Source organism: uncultured Tateyamaria sp. (assembly GCF_947494755.1).
Lineage (GTDB): Bacteria > Pseudomonadota > Alphaproteobacteria > Rhodobacterales > Rhodobacteraceae > Tateyamaria.
The window spans coordinates 192,933-211,168 of record NZ_CANLVZ010000002.1 but is presented as its reverse complement, the minus strand read 5'-3'; the positions used below and the strand labels follow the sequence as shown (position 1 = coordinate 211,168).

The 18,236-nt window shown below is 62.9% G+C and carries 21 protein-coding genes; 12 read left to right on the top strand and 9 right to left on the bottom strand.

All coding sequences use genetic code 11. The annotated features are described in order from the left end of the window. Nucleotides 1-58: 58 nt before the first annotated feature. The 4 genes from uvrC (at nucleotide 59) to Q0908_RS03655 (ending at nucleotide 3,376) form a co-directional block, all read left to right on the top strand. Nucleotides 59-1,948, top strand: coding sequence for an excinuclease ABC subunit UvrC (gene uvrC, locus Q0908_RS03670; RefSeq protein ID WP_299281081.1), 1,890 nt, complete (start codon nucleotides 59-61; stop codon nucleotides 1,946-1,948). Nucleotides 1,949-2,020: 72 nt separating this feature from the next. Continuing rightward, nucleotides 2,021-2,680 carry a CDP-diacylglycerol--glycerol-3-phosphate 3-phosphatidyltransferase gene (pgsA, locus tag Q0908_RS03665; RefSeq protein ID WP_299281080.1) on the top strand — a complete coding sequence of 220 codons (660 nt, stop codon included), beginning with the start codon at nucleotides 2,021-2,023 and terminating at the stop codon, nucleotides 2,678-2,680. A gap of 5 nt (nucleotides 2,681-2,685) precedes the next feature. Then, entirely contained in the window at nucleotides 2,686-2,931 is a 246-nt protein-coding gene (gene moaD / locus Q0908_RS03660; protein WP_299281079.1) for a molybdopterin converting factor subunit 1, read from the top strand. A 4-nt stretch (nucleotides 2,932-2,935) separates the two neighbouring features. After that, on the top strand, nucleotides 2,936-3,376 hold the full coding sequence (locus tag Q0908_RS03655; protein ID WP_299281078.1) for a molybdenum cofactor biosynthesis protein MoaE: 441 nt from the start codon (nucleotides 2,936-2,938) through the stop codon (nucleotides 3,374-3,376). Nucleotides 3,377-3,491: 115 nt separating this feature from the next. Here the strand turns inward: Q0908_RS03655 and Q0908_RS03650 are convergent, their stop codons facing one another. From Q0908_RS03650 to ubiA, 3 genes are all read right to left on the bottom strand, one after another. Further along, nucleotides 3,492-3,818, bottom strand: coding sequence for a hypothetical protein (locus Q0908_RS03650; protein WP_299281077.1), 327 nt, complete (start codon nucleotides 3,816-3,818; stop codon nucleotides 3,492-3,494). Further along, the gene (locus tag Q0908_RS03645) at nucleotides 3,805-5,718 is read right to left on the bottom strand and encodes an OmpA family protein (RefSeq protein WP_299281076.1); all 1,914 of its coding nucleotides are present in this window, start codon (nucleotides 5,716-5,718) and stop codon (nucleotides 3,805-3,807) included. The genes Q0908_RS03650 and Q0908_RS03645 overlap by 14 nt, the downstream gene beginning before the upstream one ends. Nucleotides 5,719-5,780: 62 nt before the next feature. Continuing rightward, entirely contained in the window at nucleotides 5,781-6,743 is a 963-nt protein-coding gene (gene ubiA / locus Q0908_RS03640; protein ID WP_299281075.1) for a 4-hydroxybenzoate octaprenyltransferase, read from the bottom strand. Between the two features lie 11 nt (nucleotides 6,744-6,754). On the opposite strand from ubiA, the gene Q0908_RS03635 reads away from it, so the two are divergent. The 4 genes from Q0908_RS03635 (at nucleotide 6,755) to Q0908_RS03620 (ending at nucleotide 10,390) form a co-directional block, all read left to right on the top strand. Further along, nucleotides 6,755-7,471 (top strand): 16S rRNA (uracil(1498)-N(3))-methyltransferase, encoded by a 717-nt coding sequence (locus Q0908_RS03635; RefSeq protein WP_299281074.1) that lies wholly within the window; start codon nucleotides 6,755-6,757, stop codon nucleotides 7,469-7,471. Nucleotides 7,472-7,473: 2 nt separating this feature from the next. After that, nucleotides 7,474-8,322, top strand: a complete 849-nt coding sequence (locus tag Q0908_RS03630) for a GNAT family N-acetyltransferase (RefSeq protein ID WP_299281073.1) — start codon at nucleotides 7,474-7,476, stop codon at nucleotides 8,320-8,322. An 8-nt stretch (nucleotides 8,323-8,330) separates the two neighbouring features. Next, on the top strand, nucleotides 8,331-8,867 hold the full coding sequence (locus Q0908_RS03625) for a hypothetical protein (protein ID WP_299281072.1): 537 nt from the start codon (nucleotides 8,331-8,333) through the stop codon (nucleotides 8,865-8,867). Between the two features lie 152 nt (nucleotides 8,868-9,019). Continuing rightward, the gene (locus tag Q0908_RS03620; protein ID WP_299281071.1) at nucleotides 9,020-10,390 is read left to right on the top strand and encodes a glutamate--cysteine ligase; all 1,371 of its coding nucleotides are present in this window, start codon (nucleotides 9,020-9,022) and stop codon (nucleotides 10,388-10,390) included. Here the strand turns inward: Q0908_RS03620 and Q0908_RS03615 are convergent. The 6 genes from Q0908_RS03615 to Q0908_RS03590 are packed head-to-tail and all read right to left on the bottom strand — an operon-like array spanning nucleotide 10,387 to nucleotide 14,653. Next, entirely contained in the window at nucleotides 10,387-11,010 is a 624-nt protein-coding gene (locus tag Q0908_RS03615) for a LysE family transporter (protein ID WP_299281070.1), read from the bottom strand. The genes Q0908_RS03620 and Q0908_RS03615 overlap by 4 nt on opposite strands. 10 nt (nucleotides 11,011-11,020) lie before the next feature. Further along, on the bottom strand, nucleotides 11,021-11,272 hold the full coding sequence (locus Q0908_RS03610; protein ID WP_299281069.1) for a hypothetical protein: 252 nt from the start codon (nucleotides 11,270-11,272) through the stop codon (nucleotides 11,021-11,023). A 2-nt stretch (nucleotides 11,273-11,274) separates the two neighbouring features. Further along, nucleotides 11,275-11,889, bottom strand: a complete 615-nt coding sequence (gene plsY / locus Q0908_RS03605) for a glycerol-3-phosphate 1-O-acyltransferase PlsY (protein WP_299281068.1) — start codon at nucleotides 11,887-11,889, stop codon at nucleotides 11,275-11,277. Continuing rightward, on the bottom strand, nucleotides 11,890-13,173 hold the full coding sequence (pyrC, locus tag Q0908_RS03600; RefSeq protein WP_299281295.1) for a dihydroorotase: 1,284 nt from the start codon (nucleotides 13,171-13,173) through the stop codon (nucleotides 11,890-11,892). After that, a complete protein-coding gene (locus Q0908_RS03595) occupies nucleotides 13,170-13,709 on the bottom strand; it encodes a hypothetical protein (protein WP_299281067.1) in 540 nt (179 codons plus the stop codon). Before Q0908_RS03595 ends, pyrC begins: the two co-directional genes overlap by 4 nt. Beyond that, a complete protein-coding gene (locus tag Q0908_RS03590) occupies nucleotides 13,706-14,653 on the bottom strand; it encodes an aspartate carbamoyltransferase catalytic subunit (RefSeq protein ID WP_299281066.1) in 948 nt (315 codons plus the stop codon). The genes Q0908_RS03595 and Q0908_RS03590 overlap by 4 nt, the downstream gene beginning before the upstream one ends. A 130-nt stretch (nucleotides 14,654-14,783) precedes the next feature. Here Q0908_RS03590 and Q0908_RS03585 point away from each other — a divergent pair, with 130 nt between their 5' ends. The 4 genes from Q0908_RS03585 (at nucleotide 14,784) to Q0908_RS03570 (ending at nucleotide 18,234) form a co-directional block, all read left to right on the top strand. Continuing rightward, complete coding sequence (locus Q0908_RS03585) at nucleotides 14,784-15,548, top strand: uracil-DNA glycosylase (protein WP_299281065.1); 765 nt, start codon at nucleotides 14,784-14,786, stop codon at nucleotides 15,546-15,548. After that, a complete protein-coding gene (locus Q0908_RS03580; protein WP_299281064.1) occupies nucleotides 15,541-16,149 on the top strand; it encodes a LysE family translocator in 609 nt (202 codons plus the stop codon). The genes Q0908_RS03585 and Q0908_RS03580 overlap by 8 nt, the downstream gene beginning before the upstream one ends. Further along, nucleotides 16,146-16,688 carry a molybdenum cofactor biosynthesis protein B gene (gene moaB / locus Q0908_RS03575; protein WP_299281063.1) on the top strand — a complete coding sequence of 181 codons (543 nt, stop codon included), beginning with the start codon at nucleotides 16,146-16,148 and terminating at the stop codon, nucleotides 16,686-16,688. The genes Q0908_RS03580 and moaB overlap by 4 nt, the downstream gene beginning before the upstream one ends. A 94-nt stretch (nucleotides 16,689-16,782) precedes the next feature. Continuing rightward, nucleotides 16,783-18,234: an HlyD family efflux transporter periplasmic adaptor subunit gene (locus tag Q0908_RS03570; RefSeq protein ID WP_299281062.1), complete on the top strand. Its 1,452-nt coding sequence runs from the start codon at nucleotides 16,783-16,785 to the stop codon at nucleotides 18,232-18,234. Nucleotides 18,235-18,236 lie beyond the last annotated feature (2 nt).

Below are 18,236 nucleotides of genomic sequence, written 5' to 3'. Positions count from 1 at the left end.
GATCGCTTGATCCGACCTCTGATACAGTGCAGCGCAACGGCGAAAAAATACGAATCGAATGGCGAACGACTCAGATCATACTCTCCCTCAGGATGAGCAACCCGTGTTGACCGGGCATGCGGTGATTCACAGCTATCTCAAGACGCTGGATGCTTCACCCGGTGTCTACCGTATGCTCGACCGTGAAAGCCGGGTTTTATACGTGGGCAAGGCCCGCAACCTGCGCGCGCGGGTGTCGAGTTACGCGCGCCCCTCACCGCAGCATTCCGCCCGCATCGCGCGCATGATTTCGATGACCGCCTCGATGATGTTTCTGACGACCCGGACCGAGACTGAGGCGCTGCTGCTCGAACAGAACCTCATCAAGCAGCTCAAGCCCAAGTTCAACGTGCTGCTGCGCGACGACAAATCGTTCCCCAACATTCTGGTGACGGGCGATCATCCCTATCCGCAGATCAAGAAGCATCGCGGGGCCAAGAAGGAAAAGGGTGCCTATTACGGCCCCTTCGCCAGCGCGGGTGCCGTGAACCGGACTCTCAATCAGTTGCAAAAGGTGTTCCTGCTGCGCAATTGCACCGATGCGATGTTCCAAAGCCGGACGCGCCCGTGCCTTTTGCATCAGATCAAGCGGTGCTCGGCCCCGTGCGTCGATCTGATTTCCGAAGCCGACTATGCCCAATCGGTGAAGGATGCCGAACGCTTCCTGTCCGGGCGCAGTACGGATATTCAGGCCAAGTTGGCGGGACAAATGACCGAAGCCTCCGAAGCGATGGAGTTTGAACGGGCCGCCGCCTTGCGCGACCGCATCCGGGCGATGACCCAAGTGCAGTCCGCCCAGGGCATCAACCCGCGCAACGTGGACGAGGCCGACATCGTCGCCCTGCATCTGGAACAGGGGCAGGCCTGTGTGCAGGTCTTTTTCATCCGGGCGGGTCAGAACTGGGGCAATCAAGACTTTTATCCGCGCGTCGGTGCGGATGTGGAGGCCGCCGAGGTGCTCGAGGCGTTCTTGGGCCAATTCTACGACACCAAAGAGCCGCCGCGTCAGTTGATCCTGTCCAACGACATCGAAAACCCTGACCTGATGGCCGAAGCCCTGAGCGGCAAGCTGGGTCGCAAGGTCGAATTGCTGGTGCCCAAGCGCGGCGAAAAGGCGGAACTGGTCGACAGCGCGCTGCGCAATGCCCGCGAAAGCCTGGGCCGCAAGATGGCCGAGACCGCGACGCAGACCAAACTGCTGAAAGGCTTGGCCGAGGCGTTCGACCTGCCCGAACCACCCAACCGGATCGAGGTCTATGACAACAGCCATATTCAAGGCACCAACGCCGTGGGTGGCATGATCGTTGCCGGTCCTGAAGGGTTCATGAAAAACAGCTATCGCAAGTTCAACATCAAGGGTGATGATCTGGTGCCCGGCGATGATTTTGGCATGATGAAAGAGGTGCTGCACCGCCGCTTCAAGCGCTTGCAGGCCGAGGACCCGGATCGAGACAAGGGTATGTGGCCCGACCTGTTGTTGATTGATGGCGGGGCCGGACAGGTCAGTGCCGTGGCGCAGATCATGGCCGAACACGGGGTCGAGGATATCCCGATGGTCGGTGTGGCCAAGGGTGTGGACCGCGATGCAGGCAAGGAGGAGTTTCACCGGGTGCGCAAACGCCCTTTTGCGCTGCGCCACAATGATCCGGTGCTTTATTTCGTCCAGCGCATGCGGGACGAGGCGCATCGCTTTGCCATCGGGACGCACCGCGCCAAGCGCGCCAAGTCCAATATGAAGAACCCGCTGGATGATATCGCGGGCGTGGGTGCTGCGCGCAAACGCGCGCTTCTGGCCCATTTCGGCTCGGCCAAGGCGGTGGGGCGGGCGAACCTGGCCGACCTTAAAGCGGTCGAGGGCGTATCCGAAGGGTTGGCGCAAAAGGTCTATGACTTTTTCCACGACACATGATGCAGCCTGTAAGGCGCACGTGTTCGTGCGCCCCCCTTCCGGCCCCGCGATGCGTAGGCTAAAGATGGGCGCATGATCTGGAATATTCCCAACCTTCTGACTGTTCTGCGCCTGTTGGCGGCCCCCTTGGTGGCGGTCATGTTCCTTTATTTCACGCGGCCCTATGCGGACCTGTTTGCGGTTGTTCTGTTTGTGGGTGCGGCCATTACGGACTGGTTTGACGGCTATCTCGCGCGCGCGTGGGGGCAGCAGACGAAACTGGGCACCATGCTGGATCCCATCGCTGACAAGGCGATGGTGGTGATCGCGCTGATGGTCATCATCGGCTTTTCGTCATGGTCGCCGTGGCTGGTATTGCCCGCCACCGTGATCCTGTTTCGTGAGGTCTTTGTGTCTGGTTTGCGTGAGTTCCTTGGCGACACGGCCGGAACTCTCAAGGTCACGGCATTGGCCAAATGGAAGACCACGTTGCAGATGGTCGCCATTGCGGTTCTGTTTTCCCAAGGCGTGTTCGAGCATTACTTTGGCATGTCGATCTGGGGCATGGACAGCGAGATGGTCTCGGCCATCCTCAACGGGGACGAACCCGATCTGTTGGGGCTGCAGTGGAAGCTGAGCGGGGCCGAATGGTCGGGCCGCATTGGGCTGTGGCTGCTTTGGATTGCGGCGGCGCTGACCCTGATCACGGGCTGGGACTATTTCCGCAAGGCGACCCCCTATCTGAAAGGTTGAATGCGATGAATGTTTTGTACTTTGCATGGGTACGCGAGCGTATCGGACTGCCCCGCGAAGAGATCGAGACGGAGGCTGCCACGGTCGCAGACCTTGTCACTGAGCTGTGCGGTCGTGAGGATCGATATGCAGCAGCTTTCGCCGACCTCAGCGCGCTGCGTGTGGCTGTGGATCAGACCCTGAGCGACTTTGACGCCCCGTTGGTCGGTGTGCGCGAAGTGGCGTTCTTTCCGCCCATGACCGGAGGGTAGCACCATGGATGTGCGTGTGCAGGAGGCTGCCTTTGACCTTGGTGCCGAGAGTGCGGGCTTTGCGGCGCGCTGTACAACATCGGGGGCTGTGGTGACATTTACCGGCATCGTGCGTGATGTGGCGGACGGCCTTGAGGCCATGGAAATCGAGCACTACCCCGGCATGACCGAAGCCGCCTTGCGCGATATCGCGACCGAGGCTTGTAACCGCTGGACCTTGGAAGACGCGCTGGTCATTCACCGCCATGGCCGTCTGGCCCCAGGCGAGATGATCATGATGGTCGCCACCGCAGCCCCACATCGCAAGGATGCGTTCGAGGCGGCGGAATATCTTATGGATTACCTCAAGTCCCGCGCGCCGTTTTGGAAGCGCGAGATGACGCGGGCGGGGGCCGCTTGGGTTGCGGCCAAGGATACCGACGAGGATGCCCTGACCCGCTGGTGATCCAAAGGACGCCCTGACGGGCGACACGATGTTCAGGGGGCGCTGCCCCCGTCGCTGGCGCGACTCCCCTGCGGTATTTCTGGTCAAAAGAAGGGGTGGCGTAGGGAGGGACCTTTCAGCTTGCCTGCTGGCGGTCGATCCAGGCGCGCAGTTCTTCGGTCTCGTGGCGCGCATCGCGCAAGCCGTCCATGGCCGCGCGCAGTTCCGCTTCGGTTTGGGCAAGCTGGTTGGTCAGCTCGGCCTCGCGCTGTTGCAGGTAGGTGATTGCCTGATCGCGGGTTTCTTCGGCTTCGTGCAGTTCCTGGCTCATCCGGTCGAGTTCGGCCACGTCACCCGCAGCCACCCGCGTGAAGCGGTGGATCAGCCAGTTCGCAAACCAGCCCAGACAGAACGCAATGAAAAGAATGATGGCTGTCGCAATGACAAACTCAGTTCTGCTCATCGTCGGATCCTTCGGTTTCAGCCGCGGCTTCGCTATCTGTATCGCCCGAACCGGCGAGGGTTTCCAGCGTTGTTTCACCTTCCGGGGCCGAGGGGGCGGGCCGGATCAGCTTGAATTCGATCCGTCGGTTGGCTTCACGCCCCTCTTCTGTCTCGTTGTCCGCGATAGGGTCGCTTTCGCCGTATCCCTTGGCCGTATAGGTCGAGGTCAGCACGCGGCGCGCCCGCAATTCGTTCAGAACTGATTGGGCGCGCGCCTGGCTGAGGCTTTCGTTCATTTCCTCGCGCCCCTGGCTGTCGGTGTGGCCTTGAATTTCCAGTTTGATGTCGCCGCATTGTTGCAGCAACTCTGCGATATCATCCATCGTGCCCAAGGCGCTTGCGTCGATTGTCGCGCTGCTGGGTTCGAACGTAATTTTTGACGTCGCCAGAATGTTGGATATTTCGGCCACGCATTCGTCGGGTGTTGGCAAGGCCGCGACGGGGTCGAGCTTTTTCTGATATGTGACCCGAATGTCGAATTCCTGTGCCTCGCCGAGTTTTGTAGCGAGCAGTGAGGCAATGTTTGTCGAGGCTTGTGGGTTGCCGGTATTGCCGGACACCACCACGGTTTCCGGAGTGACGGTGACGGCGCCATTGGACAGTTGCGACAGCGCCTCAAGCCCTGTCAGAACCCGCACGGGCCACGTGCTGGGCAGGTTGTCGACCAGCCGCGTCGCCATATAGACCGCATCCGATCCAAAGGCCGCCCGCGCATAGCTGTCGGCCACGTTGCGCAGGTTTTCGTCTGAAAGCCGCCCGCGCAGTTGCACCTGTCCTTCGGGGCTGAGTGTGGCCACGAATTCCTGTGGTCCTTGATTTGGATCCACCGTCTCGGGCAGCTTGGCATAAAGGGCAAACACTCCGGGCAAATCGTTTTCCAACTCGCCCACGACCCGGTCGAAATCCGCCTGATCGGTACCTTCGGCGGCGACCAGTGTGATATCCGCGTCCGAGAACGTGACCGTACCTGCGCCCAGCTCTGCAAGTGCGCTTATCGCTTGTTCCACGGCCTGGGCCCATCTGGGGCTAGGCACGCCCATGCCCACGGTGCAGTCGCCCGGCCCGGTCAGCCCTGCTTCAAAGGCTGCGTTCAGGATCTGGGTTCGGCTCGCCATCGTATCAGCGGAACAAGCGTCAAACCGGGTGCCCGCTTCGTCCATGACCAGCCGCAGCGTGAACGGGGTGATCACGGGCCGGGGGGCGGCCACCTTCAGCGACACCCGCAGCCCTGGAGGTGCTGCGCGCCGCAACTGTGCTTCCAGCCGTGCCTTTTCCTCTGTGCTGTTGGTGATCGCGTTGATTGCGACCCGCCCTGCGGACACGGATACCTTGGCGCGGGGCAGCCGCTCCATTGCGGCCAGCGCAAAGCCAAGCGCGTCATTCCACCCATCCGGTGTTGGATAGTCCGCCTGTTCGATCAGGTCGGTCACGGGCAGCTGTCCGCTGATTGCGCGCACCCGGTCAAGCACTTCGTCCCGGTCGGTTTCCGCAGGGATCAGCCCGATGATCGACAGGCCCGCATCGTTACGCAGAATTTCAGCCGAAAACCGTGGGGGGGCGATGGCGGCGGCCGCTTCGACCTGCATGTCATCGATGACCCGGGCCGCATCAACGATGGTGCCGGCTGTGGACAGCGCCGCAAAGCGCACCGCCTCGGTGGGTGCGATCCCGGCCAGTGTGACTTGTAGCCCGTCGGCCTGCACTTCGGCCCATGTCATGCCTTCCTCGTCCAGCGCGTCGCGGACCCCGATTTCTGAGCTGTCCTCGATCAGTTGCACGGACAGATTGGCTGCCACCAGAGACAGCACTGCCGCCACGGCGAAAGTTCCGACAATCATCAAAAGCGAGGACAGGCGCATTGCGGCCCCATGTGTTGTTGCTGTGGTTGTTCGGGTTTATGCCTGTCGGCCCGGTGTTTCAATCATGCCATAAGGGCAGCGCAAAAAAACAGGAGCGGGATTATGCCTGTATCGCGGTTGGCCCGGAACAGTTGCAGGCATTTGGCCGGGTCTTCGATGTCGAGGCCGCGCAGTTGCCAGGCCATGTGCCAGCCCATCGCCCACGGCCCGCCAAGTGCAAGGACCATGGCCAGAACCGACGCCTCATCAAGTGCCGAGAATATAACCGCAATTCCCATGAGGCCGACCGTGCCCATCAGGAACCGGCGCAACCATTTGGCAGTGTCGGTCCCGAACAGCCGAGCGGTCGACTTGATCCCGATCAGAGCGTCGTCTTCGGTGTCCTGATGCGCATAGATCGTGTCGTAAAACAGTGTCCACACGATCCCGGCGAGGTAGAGTACGACCGCGGGGGCCTCAAGCTGTCCGCTATGTGCGGTCCACGCCAGCAGCGCCCCCCAGTTGAAGGCGAGGCCCAGAAAGACCTGCGGCCACCATGTGAACCGCTTGGCAAAGGGATAGATCGCCACGGGTACGAGTGCGAGGACCCCAAGCAGGATTGCATTCGTGTTGAAGGTGAGCAGGATCAGGAAGGACAGCAGCCCCTGCGCCGCCATCCAGATCACTGCGCCTTTGACACTGACCTGCCCCGAGGGGATGGGCCGCGAGCGCGTCCGCTCGACCTGCCCGTCGAACTCGCGGTCGGTGATGTCGTTCCATGTGCAGCCCGCACCCCGCATCAGGAACGCTCCGATTCCGCATCCCAAGGCGATCCATGCGTCAAACCATGTGGCGCTCTGGTCGTGCAGCATCGCAAGGCTCAACCCCCAGAGACAGGGCAGCAGCAGCAGCCACGTGCCGATGGGCCGATCCGCCCGGCTCAGCCGCAGATAGGGCCGGGTGGCAGGCGGTGCCAGTGTGTCCACCCAGTTCCCGCCGACCGCATCGGCCACCTGTCCCTCTGGTGATGGGTTCGCATTGGTCATAAACAAGGTCCATGAGTGAAGCCAAGATCCGCCTGTATGTAGAGCACCCTTTGGGGGAGGGGCAATCCGTCGTCCTGTCGCGGGAGCAGGCGCATTATCTGTTTGGCGTAATGCGGTTGTCGGTGGGGGCGCATGTCTTGCTGTTCAACGGGGTGGATGGCGAATGGCTGGCCGAGGTCGCCGAGGCGGGCAAGCGCGGTGGGGTTCTGGCCTGCATCGCGGCGCGCCGCCCTTTGGTGATGCCGCCGGATGTGTGGTTGCTCTTCGCCCCGATCAAAAAGGCCCGGACAGATTTTATAGTGGAAAAGGCCGCTGAGATGGGCGTGCGCCGGATGGTGCCTGTGCAGACCGCGTTCACCAATGCAGGCCGCGTGCAGCGCGACCGGTTGCAGGCCCATGCGGTCGAGGCGGCCGAGCAATGCGGCGGCACCTTCGTGCCCGAAGTGGCCGAGATGGTGCGGCTGGATCGCGCCTTGGCAGATCTGGGCGACCGGCAGGTGATGTTCTGTGACGAGGCCGAGGTGGGCGGTGCGCCTGTCTTGCCGGATGTGGCGGGGCCATGGGCCGTGCTGATTGGCCCTGAGGGTGGATTTTCAGACAAGGAACGCGCGCGGCTGCATGGGATGGACCAGGCGCATGCCGTTGCTCTTGGCCCACGGATATTGCGGGCGGACACGGCGGCAGTGGCGGCGCTGACGGTCTGGCAGCAGCGTTTGGGAGATTGGTGAGCATGGCGCAGGGCACCTGCGCCTTACGTCGCGCCGCTGCGACAGATGCCGGTGCAATTGAGTGCTTTTTGGCAGGGTATGCGGAAACGTCGATGTTTCTGCGCTCAAACCTGGCCGCCCACGGCCTTGGAGCAAGCAGCACGCGTGCCGCGACCGATTTCATACTGGCCGAAAACATCAGCGGCATCTGCGGCGTCGTCGGCATCACCCAAGCGGGTTATGTGCTGGCGCAAATGCCAAGCTCTGACATTGACCTTTCCGAGTTGCGCGGGCTTTGGGCGGGGCGGGATGTTTTAGGAGCCACTGGCGTGCCCCGACATGTGACCGCCGCGCTGACCGCACTTGGGATCGAGAGTGTCCAACCCGCCTTTGATCAAAATGAACCGCTCTATGCCCTCGCATTGGACGATCTGGAGCGCACACCCATTCCCTTGCGCGCGCCTGTCCAGCAGGATTACGCAATGCTGCTGGACTGGTTCACGGCTTATGGCACCGACACCGGAACGGCGTTCTCCCCGGAAGAAGCGGAGAGACGCGCAACGCGTGCGATTGAAAACGCCAGTGTTCGGGTATTGATGGATCAAAACGAACCCGTCGCGATGAGCGCGTTCAACGCCACCGTTGCCGACATGGTGCAGGTTGGCGGTGTGTTCGTGCCCGAGGCCCGACGCAATCACGGCTATGGGCGGCGGGTGGTTTCCGGGCACCTCCAAGAGGCGCGCGCGGCGGGCAAGGCCCACGCGATCCTGTTTGCGGCCAACCCGCCGGCGGCCAGGGCCTACGAGGCCATGGGCTTCACACGGATCGGGGATTATCGCATTGTGATGTACGCCGACCCCGTCACCATCTGAAAGGAAGCGTGATGTTCTTTCGACCCGAAGCAACCGCCCAAATCTGGCGTTGGCGCGAAGTGCTGGTGGGCGTTGCATTGGCTATTCTTGCCTTGTGGTGGCTCGCCGGGCCGGGCGGGCTGTTGGGCTTGATCGCGCCTGTTCTGCTGGTCGGGGCAGGGGCCTTGATTATGGTCGGTCTGCAACGGGGCCGCTTTCGCGGGGCCGGGGGTGGGCTGGGTACCGTGCAGGTGGACGAAGGTCAGGTCATGTATTTTGGCCCCTTGTCGGGTGGCGCCATTGCGATGCGCGAACTGCAGCGCCTGACGCTGGATGGCGCACAGCGCCCTGCCCATTGGCGGCTGGAACAGCTTGGCCACCCGCCCGTGATGATCCCGGTGGATGCGGACGGAGCGGATGCGCTGTTTGATGCCTTTGCAGCTTTGCCGGGGCTGAAAACCGAACGGATGCTGGCGCAATTGCGCGACGGGCCGTCTAAACCGGTTCTGATCTGGGAGCGTGCCGCACCGACGCTTGCACAGATGGAGCCTGCGGGCCGCGCCTGATTGCGCAAGTCCGGGTGCGTTCGAGGCCAGACCCGTGCGCACCTGCGCGCACCGGCTCGTGAATTGGCGCAGGGCGCGCGTGCATTGACACCCCTGTCAAATCGCCCCATCCCTAGACGTCAAACTTGCGGCCAATCGGGAGCGCCCAGTCCATGTCTATTCCCCAATCCGGCGGCGGGCCGATCGAGCATCATGACCAATTGGCCGAGTATATGGCCGACGGCTGCAAGCCCAAGGATGCCTGGCGCATCGGGACCGAGCACGAAAAGTTCGGATATTGTCAGGACACGCTGAGACCCTTGCCGTTTGAGGGCGCGCGGTCGGTCGAGGCGGTCTTGGGAGGTCTGCGCGACCGCCACGGCTGGAGCGAGGTGCGCGAAGGCGGCAAGCTGACGGGGCTTGAAAAGGGGATGTGCAACATCTCGCTCGAACCCGGAGGTGCGCTGGAATTGGCCGGTGCCCCGCTTGAAACCATCCACGAAACCTGTGACGAGACCAACCAGCACCTTGCCGAAGTTACTGAAGTGGCGAATGAAATCGGCGTCGGCTTTATCGGGCTGGGCGCTGCGCCGCATTGGACGCATGACGAGATGCCGCTGATGCCCAAGGGGCGTTACAAGCTGATGGACGCCTATATGGGCAAGGTCGGCACGATGGGGCGGACCATGATGCGGCGGACCTGCACAGTGCAGGTGAACCTTGATTTCGCGTCTGAGGCGGACATGGTGCAAAAGATGCGCGTGGCCGTGGCGTTACAGCCTGTTGCCGTGGCGCTGTTCGCCAACTCTCCGTTTTTCGAGGGCAAGCTGAATGGGCACAAGTCGTGGCGGTCCCGCGTGTGGCGTGATCTGGACCCCGACCGCACCGGCATGGTGCCCTTCATTTTCGAGGATGGGTTCGGGTTCGAGGCGTGGGTGCAATACGCGCTCGATGTGCCAATGTATTTCGTTTACCGCGACGGCAAGTATATCGATGCGCTCGGCATGTCGTTCCGCGACTTCATGGCCGGGAAACTGCCTGCGCTGCCGGGAGAGACGCCAACGCTCAGCGACTGGGCCGATCACATGACGACCGCCTTTCCCGAGGCGCGGGTCAAGAAATTCATCGAGATGCGCGGCGCGGATGGCAACCCGTGGCGGCGTCTGTGCGCGCTGCCCGCGTTCTGGGTGGGGCTGATGTATGATCAATCCTCACTCGATGCGGCATGGGATCTGGTCAAAGGGTTTGACGCGGAAACGCGCGAAGGCCTGCGGGTTGCGGCTTCCGAACAGGGGCTACAGGCCGAAGTGAACGGCGTGCGGATGCACGATCTGGCGCGCGAGGCGGTCGAGATTTCGCGGGCCGGGCTTGTGGCGCGGGCGCGGACGGGGGCGGGCGGGCTGGTTCCGGATGAAACGCACTTTCTGAACGCGCTTCAGGAAAGCATTGATACAGGCAAAGTGCCTGCGGACGAGTTGATCGAACGCTACAACACCGACTGGAACGGCGACGTGACGCGGGTGTTTGCGGATTATTCCTACTAAACCAGCTTGGCCGTCAGGATGCGCAGTGCTGCGGCCCCGAAAAAGAGCGCAAAGGCGGCCTCGAACACCCTTTTGGCGCGGGCATAGGCCCGGATCATCGGCCCGGACGAAAAGATGAACGCGTAGCCGTGAAAGACCGTGAAGCTGAGTGCGCCCACGGCCAGAATGACGGTGACAAGCGCGGACACCGGTGCGCCCGGCGGCACCCCGACCGAATAAAGCGCGCCAAAGAACAGGATCGCCTTGGGGTTCGTGAGGTGCAGGCCCAACCCCTTGGCATAATGGCCCCGGATCGACTTTTGACTGACCTCTGGCACTTTGAGCGATGCACCGGCCCAAGCCGCGCGCGCGGATTTGACGGCAAGCCAGCCCAGATAGGCGGCGCCCGCATAGCGCACGATCTCGAACAGCCACGCGTTGGCCAGCATGATTGCGCCAAGCCCGAAGGCCGCGGACACAGACCACATGAAAGACCCCGTGGTAACGCCCGAGGCGACGGCCAGTCCCGCGCGCCGTCCTGATGCCATGGAGGTGCCTGCAATCGTGAGCGTCGCCGGGCCGGGGCTGGCCCCTGCGAGCAAGGCCGCAAGCAGGATGAGGGGGAGGCTGATATCGCTCATGCCCGCCACTCTAGGGCTCTGGCTGCACCGCGTCTACGAAAGCACGCACCTTTTGGTCGGACATTTCGCAAGGTCTGAGTTGCGGACCGGACGCGAGATCGTACCAATTGAGGCTGATATAGTCCGGCCCGCCCAATTCCTCGGCGACCAGTTTGACGGATCTGCCATCCGCAAAGCTGGACTTGGTCACCACATAGCGCCGCCCATGCGCGGTGGCGGTGAAGGTGCCCTGTGGCAGGGCCCTCAGCTTGCGTGCGAACAAGGTCAGGTGGATTTTGCGCCGATCTTGGGCTCGGTTCCCGCGCGGATGCGTGCGATATTGGTCCGGTGGCGCGCAAAGATCAGCAGGGTCAGAAAGATGCCCATGATGATGGCGTCCGGCCTGCCCAGAAACACCATGAGGAAGGTGGAAGAGGCGGCGGCAACAAGCGCGCCCATCGACGACATCCGGCTGATGGCCGCGCCAACCAGCCACGCCAGACAGGCCCCGACGCCAATGGGCCAGTGCAGCGCCAAAAGCAGACCGAGGAAGGTCGCAACCCCCTTGCCGCCCTTGAAGCCAAGCCAGACCGGATAGCAATGCCCCAGCATTGCCGCCAACCCGGCGATTTGGGCCGCATCCTCGGCCCCCGTCATGGCGCGTGCCAGCAACAGGGCCACGGCCCCTTTTGCCGCATCCAGCACCAGCGTCAGTGCAGCGGCGGTCTTGTTGCCTGTGCGCAGCACATTGGTGGCCCCGATATTGCCGGACCCGATCTCGCGCAGATTGCCCAGGTTCATGACCCGCGCCAGCACCATGCCAAAGGGGATCGACCCCAAGCCATAACCGATTACGGCCCATAGGATCAGGGTGATCGCAGAAGAATCGAAGTAAGGCATTTAGGCTCTTTTATAGACAGAGTGACCGGCGACGTAGGTTTGCAGGACTTTACCCTGCATCCGCGCCCCATCAAAGGGCGTGTTGCGCGATTTCGATTGGAGTGTGGCACGATCCATCACAAAGGGTGCGTGGGGGTCAAACAGCACCAGATCGGCAGGGGCCCCGATGGCAAGCCGCCCACAGGGCAGACCCAACCGTTTGGCAGGGTTGAGCGACATGGCCCGCCAGAGCGTTGGCAGATCAACGTGATCGCTGTGAAACAGGCGCATGGCCGCTGGCAAAAGGGTTTCGAGCGCAACGGCACCCGAAGCTGCCGCCTCGAAGGGAAGCCGCTTGCTTTCCTCGTCCTGTGGCGTGTGCATGGACGAAATCACGTCGATCAACCCGCTTTGTACCGCTTCGGCCATGGCAAGTCGGTCGTCCTCGTCCCGCAGGGGCGGTTTGATCTTGAAGAAGGTGCGGTAGTCGGCCACGTCCAGCGCGTTGAGCGTCAAGTGGTGAATGGACGTGCCTGCGGTGATGTCGAAGCCGTTCTGCTTGGCCCGTTCCAGCGGGGGCAGGGCACGGGCTGTCGTGATCTGATCCGCGTGATAGCGCGCGCCGGTCAACTCGATCATCGCGATGTCGCGGTCCAGCCCCATGCGCTCTGCCATGGGCGACACAGCCGGTAGCCCGCGCAGGCTCGCGAATTTGCCGGAGGTGGCCGCAGCCCCCGCCGAGAGGCCCGGATCCTGCGGATGGCCCAGCACCAGCGCCCCGAGCGAGCGGGCATAGGACAGCGCGCGTCCGAACACTTTGGTGTCTGCGACCACGTTGTCGCAATCGGTGAAGGCGACGGCACCGGCATCGAGCAGGAAGCCGATCTCGGTCATCTCTCGCCCCTGCCGTCCCTTGGTCAGCGCGGCCATGGGCAGAACATTGACGGGCGCAGCCTCGCGCGCGCGGCGGATCACGAATTCGAGCGTTTCGGGGTTATCGATGGCCGGGTCCGTGTCGGGACGCGTAACCATCGTGGTGACGCCGCCTGCGGCGGCGGCAAGTCCGGCCGAGCCAAAGCTTTCCTTGTGCCGCTCGCCTGGTTCACAGACCTTTACACCCAGATCCACAAGGCCAGGGGCCAGGTGTTTCCTGTCACAGTCGACAGTCTCTCTGGCCTGCGGGTGGGGCGTCTCGTCCGTGATAATAGCCGAAATCTTGCCATCCGTGACGCCAAGCGCGCCGGTGATGACCGTACCGCCTTCGGGGTTGATCAGCTTGGCGTTTGTGAACAGCGTATCGGTCATCCGGCGATCCAAATCATGGCCCATGTGAACAGTCCCAAAAGGATCAGCACCACCGTGGCGACACGGCCCGACATGGCCGCATCTGATGGTTTCTTTTTTATGGTGTCCTGCGGGGCGGAATAGGGCTTGGCCGCCTCAGAGGTGACCGTTTCGGTCGCGCTCCAGTCGGTGGGCACTTCGCCGTAGGTGCCGATCAATGTCAGCGCGGGGTCGGGCGTCAGCGTGGTGGCGCTGCCCCCGAAGGCGCGGGAAAAGACGATCAGGACCCATCCGCCCAAGCGGTCGATCTTGGCCCGGTCGGGTGCGATTTGCTCGGATGGGACTGCATTGCCTTCGATCAGGTATCCGGCAAGGCCGACCCCTTCGAGGTCCGAAATCGGGAAAATCTCGACCTGTTCGGCGTCCACGTCCGCGCCAAGGGCTGTGTTGATCGCGTCCGGATCATCTTTGAGGGCGCGTGCCTCGTCATCGGTCATCGACAGGGCAAAAACCCGGATCACGCCGACCTCATGGGCGGGGATGGTGATGGGTGTCATGCCACGCCCCCTTGCAGCGCGCGTTGGTTGCGGGCCAGCAAGTCCATCGCCGCCATGCGCACGGCCACACCCATTTCCACCTGATCCTGAATGACGGAGCGGTTGATATCGTCCGCCAGGGTGCCGTCGATTTCGACCCCGCGGTTCATGGGGCCGGGATGCATCACGATGGCGTCGGGTTTGGCATGGGCCAGCTTGGCCGCGTCCAGCCCGTAGCGGTGATAATATTCGCGGCTGGATGGGATAAACCCGCCATCCATTCGCTCGCGTTGCAGGCGCAGCATCATGACCACGTCGACGTCCTTGAGACCCTCGGCCATGTCATCATAGACCTCGACACCGAATTCACCGATACCGGCGGGCATGAGGGTGGGCGGGGCAATAAGGCGGATCCGGTTCTCCATCTTGCCAAGCAGGATGATATTCGAGCGCGCAACGCGCGAATGCGCAATGTCACCGCAGATCGCGATGCTGAGCCGGTGCAGCCGCCCTTTGGCCCGCCGGATGGTGAGCGCGTCGAGCAAGGCCTGCGTCGGATGTTCATGCCGCCCGTCGCCTGCATTCAGCACAGCGCAATTGACCTTTTGGGCCAACAGATCGACCGCGCCGGAATGGGGATGGCGCACCACCAGCAGGTCGGGGTGCATCGCATTCAGCGTCATGGCGGTGTCAATCAGCGTCTCGCCCTTGGTGATCGAGCTGGCCTGCATGGCCATGTTCATCACGTCCGCCCCAAGCCGCTTGCCCGCCAGTTCGAAACTGGCCTGCGTGCGGGTTGAATTTTCAAAGAACATGTTGACCTGCGTGAGGCCCGCCAGCGCATCGCCATGCTTTTGCGTCGCACGGTTCAGGGTTACGTAGTCTTCGGCCAGATCAAGCAGCGTCGTGATCTCGTCCTGGCGCAGATGTTCGATGCCCAGAAGGTGGCGATGGGTGAAGGTCATGGTGATCCTTTGGCGCGTCTGGCGCGCTTATAGGCGGTGCGGGGTGGGCGCGGCAAGCGGTCGGATTTGCATATTTGTCGGAACAATGAAGGGCATTTTGGTTTCCAATGGGGCACGATAGGTTGGGCTTATGGAATCGGCTGAATATTACGGCACGTTGGCGGCCCTGGCCTGGCAGATTGAGCTGGGCGTGGATGAGTGCATCGCTGATGCACCCCTCGACCGCTATGACGTGCCTGCGGCTGCGGCGAAACCCGCCGTCCCGGCGGTTGCGCCGTTGTCGGCCCCGGTGGTGGTTGAGGGCCCTGATCCGGTCGCTGCGGCCCAGGCGGCGGCGGATGCGGCGCAGGACCTGGATGGTTTGCGTGCGGCGCTGGCCACGTATGAGCATTGCGAGTTGAAGCTGGGCGCGCGCAATCTGGTCTTTGCCGATGGCACCCCCGGTGCGCGTGTGATGATCGTGGGAGAGGCCCCGGGCCGGGATGAGGATCGCGAGGGGCGTCCCTTTGTGGGTCGTGCAGGGCAATTGCTCGACAAGATGCTGGCCGCCATTGATCTGAGCCGTGAAAGTTCCGTCTACATCACCAACGTGCTGCCATGGCGTCCGCCGCAGAACCGCGACCCCAAGCCCGAAGAGATCGCGATGATGCAGCCCTTTCTGCACCGCCATATCGCGCTGGCAAATCCGGATGTGCTGATGATCATGGGCAATCATTCCTGTCAGGCGTTGCTCGGCAAGCGCGGGATCACCCGTCTGCGTGGGGATTGGACGCAGGCCGCAGGCAAGCCTGCGATCCCGATGTTTCACCCCGCCTATCTGCTGCGCAATCCGGCCGCCAAACGCGATGCCTGGGCCGATCTGCTCAGCCTCAAGGCGCGGTTGCGCGATGGTTGATCCGATCCTTTTGCTGGCCTTCGTGCCCGCAGGCCTCGCGCTGAACCTGACGCCGGGGGCGGACATGATGTTCTGCCTCGGCCAAGGGGTGCGGTCGGGCCCGCGCGCCGCATTGGCGGCAAGCGCGGGCATCTCGCTTGGGGCTTTCATCCACACAGCGTTGGCCGGCCTCGGCCTTGGCGCGGTCGTTGCCGCCTTGCCTTGGGCGTTCGAGGCGATCCGGTGGGTTGGCGTTGCCTACCTTTTGTGGCTCGCGGCGCAGACATTGCGCAGCACCGTCAAGGCCGCAGTGCCCACAACCACGCCGCGCCGCGCCTTTCGTTCAGGTCTGTTCGTGAACCTGACGAACCCCAAGGTCATCCTGTTCGTGCTGGCCTTCGTGCCGCAATTCGTCGACCCCGCCGCCGGGCCCGTGCTGGGGCAATTCCTGATTTTCGGTGCGATGCTCGCCCTTGGCGGGTTTGTGATCAACGGGGCCGTGGGGGTCTTTGCAGGCGGCATCGGGCAACAGCTTGCGCGTGGCAGCCGGGTGCTCGACTGGATTTCAGCCAGTGTGTTCGCGGCCTTGGCCGTGCGTTTGGCGGTATTGGAGCGGACATGAGTCGAATCAACGAAGACCTTGATTTCATTGCCATCCGGATCGCGGTTCTGACCGTCAGCGACACCCGTGATCTGAGCGCGGACCGTTCGGGCGACGTGCTTGTGGGGCGGATCGCGGATGCAGGTCACACGCTCGCGGATCGCAAGATCCTGCCGGATGAGCGCGCCCAGATCGCAGATCAGTTGCGCGCGTGGTGCGATGATCCGCAGATCGATGTGGTGATCTCGACCGGGGGTACGGGCCTCACGGGGCGCGACGTCACGGTCGAGGCGCACCGGGATGTCTATGAAAAGGAGATCGACGCCTTCGGCACCGTCTTTACCGTCGTGTCGATGCAAAAGATCGGAACAAGTGCAGTGCAAAGTCGCGCCACGGGGGGTGTGCGCAACGGCACCTATCTGTTTGCGCTGCCCGGCAGTCCGGGGGCGTGCAAGGACGCATGGGACGAAATCCTGGGCCGCCAGCTCGATTACCGCCACCGCCCCTGCAATTTCGTCGAAATATTACCGCGCCTCGACGAACATCAGCGACGGAAATAGGATACGCGCCCGTAACAGTATTGTTGTTTGGTATTCCGCGTGGGTGGTCTACCTTATATTGTGCTGCGATCCTGTGGCCTAAAGGCGTGAAAAGATGCGATTTTTGAGGCAAAGCCTGATTGGACTGGTGCTTGTGGCGCTCAGCCTCGGGCTGTTGGTCTATGCCGGACAGATTGTCGGGGCGGCGTTGCAGACCCGGCTGGCGCAAGACTCAAAGGCTCCGCCAGCGCGCGAACGTGTCTTTGCGGTGGGTGTTGTGCGCGCCACGCCCGACACCGTCACCCCGGTCTTGGAAAGCTTTGGCGAGATCAAGAGCCGTCGTCGCCTTGAATTGCGCGCTGCGGCGTCTGGTCGGGTGATCGAACTGGCCGACGGGTTCGAGGATGGCGGGGATGTGCGCGCAGGCCAAGTGCTTGTGCGCATCGATCCCGCGGATGCGCAGGCCGCCGCGGATCGCGCCGACGCCGATCTGATGGATGCCGAGGCCGAGTTGCGTGACGCCGAGCGCACGCTAGCCCTGTCGCGCGATGAAGAGACGGCGGCGCAGGATCAGGCGAACCTGCAACAGCGTGCCTATGAGCGACAGGTTGATCTGGCCGAGCGGGGTGTGGGCACTGCCGCAGCGGTCGAAGCCGCCGAATTGGCTGCCGCATCGGCCCGCCAATCCGTGTTGTCGCGCCGTCAGGCCGTGACAGCAGCGGCGGCACGCATCGACCAGGGCAACACCCGGCTCGCCCGCGCGCGTATCGCGCTGGCCGAGGCTGAACGCGCCTTGAATGACACAACGCTCACGGCACCCTTTGATGGCACACTCAGCGAAACCGATGTAGTAGCGGGCCGTCTGGCATCGGCCAATGAAAAACTGGCCGTGCTGATCGACGCCCAAGCGCTTGAGGTCGCCTTTCGCGTTTCGACCGCGCAGTATACGCGACTGCTGGATGCGGATGGCGCGGTGATCCCGGCCCTCGTCACGGTCACGCTGGATGTGGCGGGCATTGACCTGTCCGCCAGCGGTGTGATCAGCCGCGCCAGTGCGGGGGGCGAGATGCAGACCGGGCGGCTCATCTTTGCCCGTCTCGACACGGCGCGGGGGTTCAAGCCCGGTGATTTCGTGACAGTCGCGGTCGAGGAACCCCCGCTCGACAACGTGGTGCGCCTGCCTGCGTCCGCCATCGATGCCAATAACACGGTGCTGGTTTTGGGTGAGGATAACCGTCTCGAGTCGATTGAGGTGCGGCTGATGCGCCGTCAGGGCGATGATATTCTGGTACGCAGCGCTGATCTGATCGGGCGCGATGTCGTTGAGGCCCGTTCACCCCTGTTGGGTGCTGGCATCTTGGTCCGCCCCTTGCGCGCCGATCAGGCGATGGCAACGGAACCGGAGATGCTGGAACTCAGCGCCGAACGCCGCGCGCGCCTGGTTGCCTTTGTCGAAGGCAACACGCGCATGCCGGCCGAAGCCAAGGCCCGCGCGCTGGCCCGCCTCAGCGAAGACCGTGTGCCAGCCCAGATGGTCGAACGGATCGAAAGCCGGATGGGAGGCTAGGG

Coding starts and splice junctions, on each gene's coding strand:
- uvrC (WP_299281081.1), top strand. CDS start 59: ATGGCGAACGACTCAGATCATACTCTCCCTCAGGATGAGCAACCCGTG.
- pgsA (WP_299281080.1), top strand. CDS start 2,021: ATGATCTGGAATATTCCCAACCTTCTGACTGTTCTGCGCCTGTTGGCG.
- moaD (WP_299281079.1), top strand. CDS start 2,686: ATGAATGTTTTGTACTTTGCATGGGTACGCGAGCGTATCGGACTGCCC.
- Q0908_RS03655 (WP_299281078.1), top strand. CDS start 2,936: ATGGATGTGCGTGTGCAGGAGGCTGCCTTTGACCTTGGTGCCGAGAGT.
- Q0908_RS03650 (WP_299281077.1), bottom strand. CDS start 3,818: ATGAGCAGAACTGAGTTTGTCATTGCGACAGCCATCATTCTTTTCATT.
- Q0908_RS03645 (WP_299281076.1), bottom strand. CDS start 5,718: ATGCGCCTGTCCTCGCTTTTGATGATTGTCGGAACTTTCGCCGTGGCG.
- ubiA (WP_299281075.1), bottom strand. CDS start 6,743: ATGACCAATGCGAACCCATCACCAGAGGGACAGGTGGCCGATGCGGTC.
- Q0908_RS03635 (WP_299281074.1), top strand. CDS start 6,755: ATGAGTGAAGCCAAGATCCGCCTGTATGTAGAGCACCCTTTGGGGGAG.
- Q0908_RS03630 (WP_299281073.1), top strand. CDS start 7,474: ATGGCGCAGGGCACCTGCGCCTTACGTCGCGCCGCTGCGACAGATGCC.
- Q0908_RS03620 (WP_299281071.1), top strand. CDS start 9,020: ATGTCTATTCCCCAATCCGGCGGCGGGCCGATCGAGCATCATGACCAA.
- Q0908_RS03615 (WP_299281070.1), bottom strand. CDS start 11,010: ATGAGCGATATCAGCCTCCCCCTCATCCTGCTTGCGGCCTTGCTCGCA.
- plsY (WP_299281068.1), bottom strand. CDS start 11,889: ATGCCTTACTTCGATTCTTCTGCGATCACCCTGATCCTATGGGCCGTA.
- pyrC (WP_299281295.1), bottom strand. CDS start 13,173: ATGACCGATACGCTGTTCACAAACGCCAAGCTGATCAACCCCGAAGGC.
- Q0908_RS03595 (WP_299281067.1), bottom strand. CDS start 13,709: ATGACACCCATCACCATCCCCGCCCATGAGGTCGGCGTGATCCGGGTT.
- Q0908_RS03590 (WP_299281066.1), bottom strand. CDS start 14,653: ATGACCTTCACCCATCGCCACCTTCTGGGCATCGAACATCTGCGCCAG.
- Q0908_RS03585 (WP_299281065.1), top strand. CDS start 14,784: ATGGAATCGGCTGAATATTACGGCACGTTGGCGGCCCTGGCCTGGCAG.
- Q0908_RS03580 (WP_299281064.1), top strand. CDS start 15,541: ATGGTTGATCCGATCCTTTTGCTGGCCTTCGTGCCCGCAGGCCTCGCG.
- moaB (WP_299281063.1), top strand. CDS start 16,146: ATGAGTCGAATCAACGAAGACCTTGATTTCATTGCCATCCGGATCGCG.
- Q0908_RS03570 (WP_299281062.1), top strand. CDS start 16,783: ATGCGATTTTTGAGGCAAAGCCTGATTGGACTGGTGCTTGTGGCGCTC.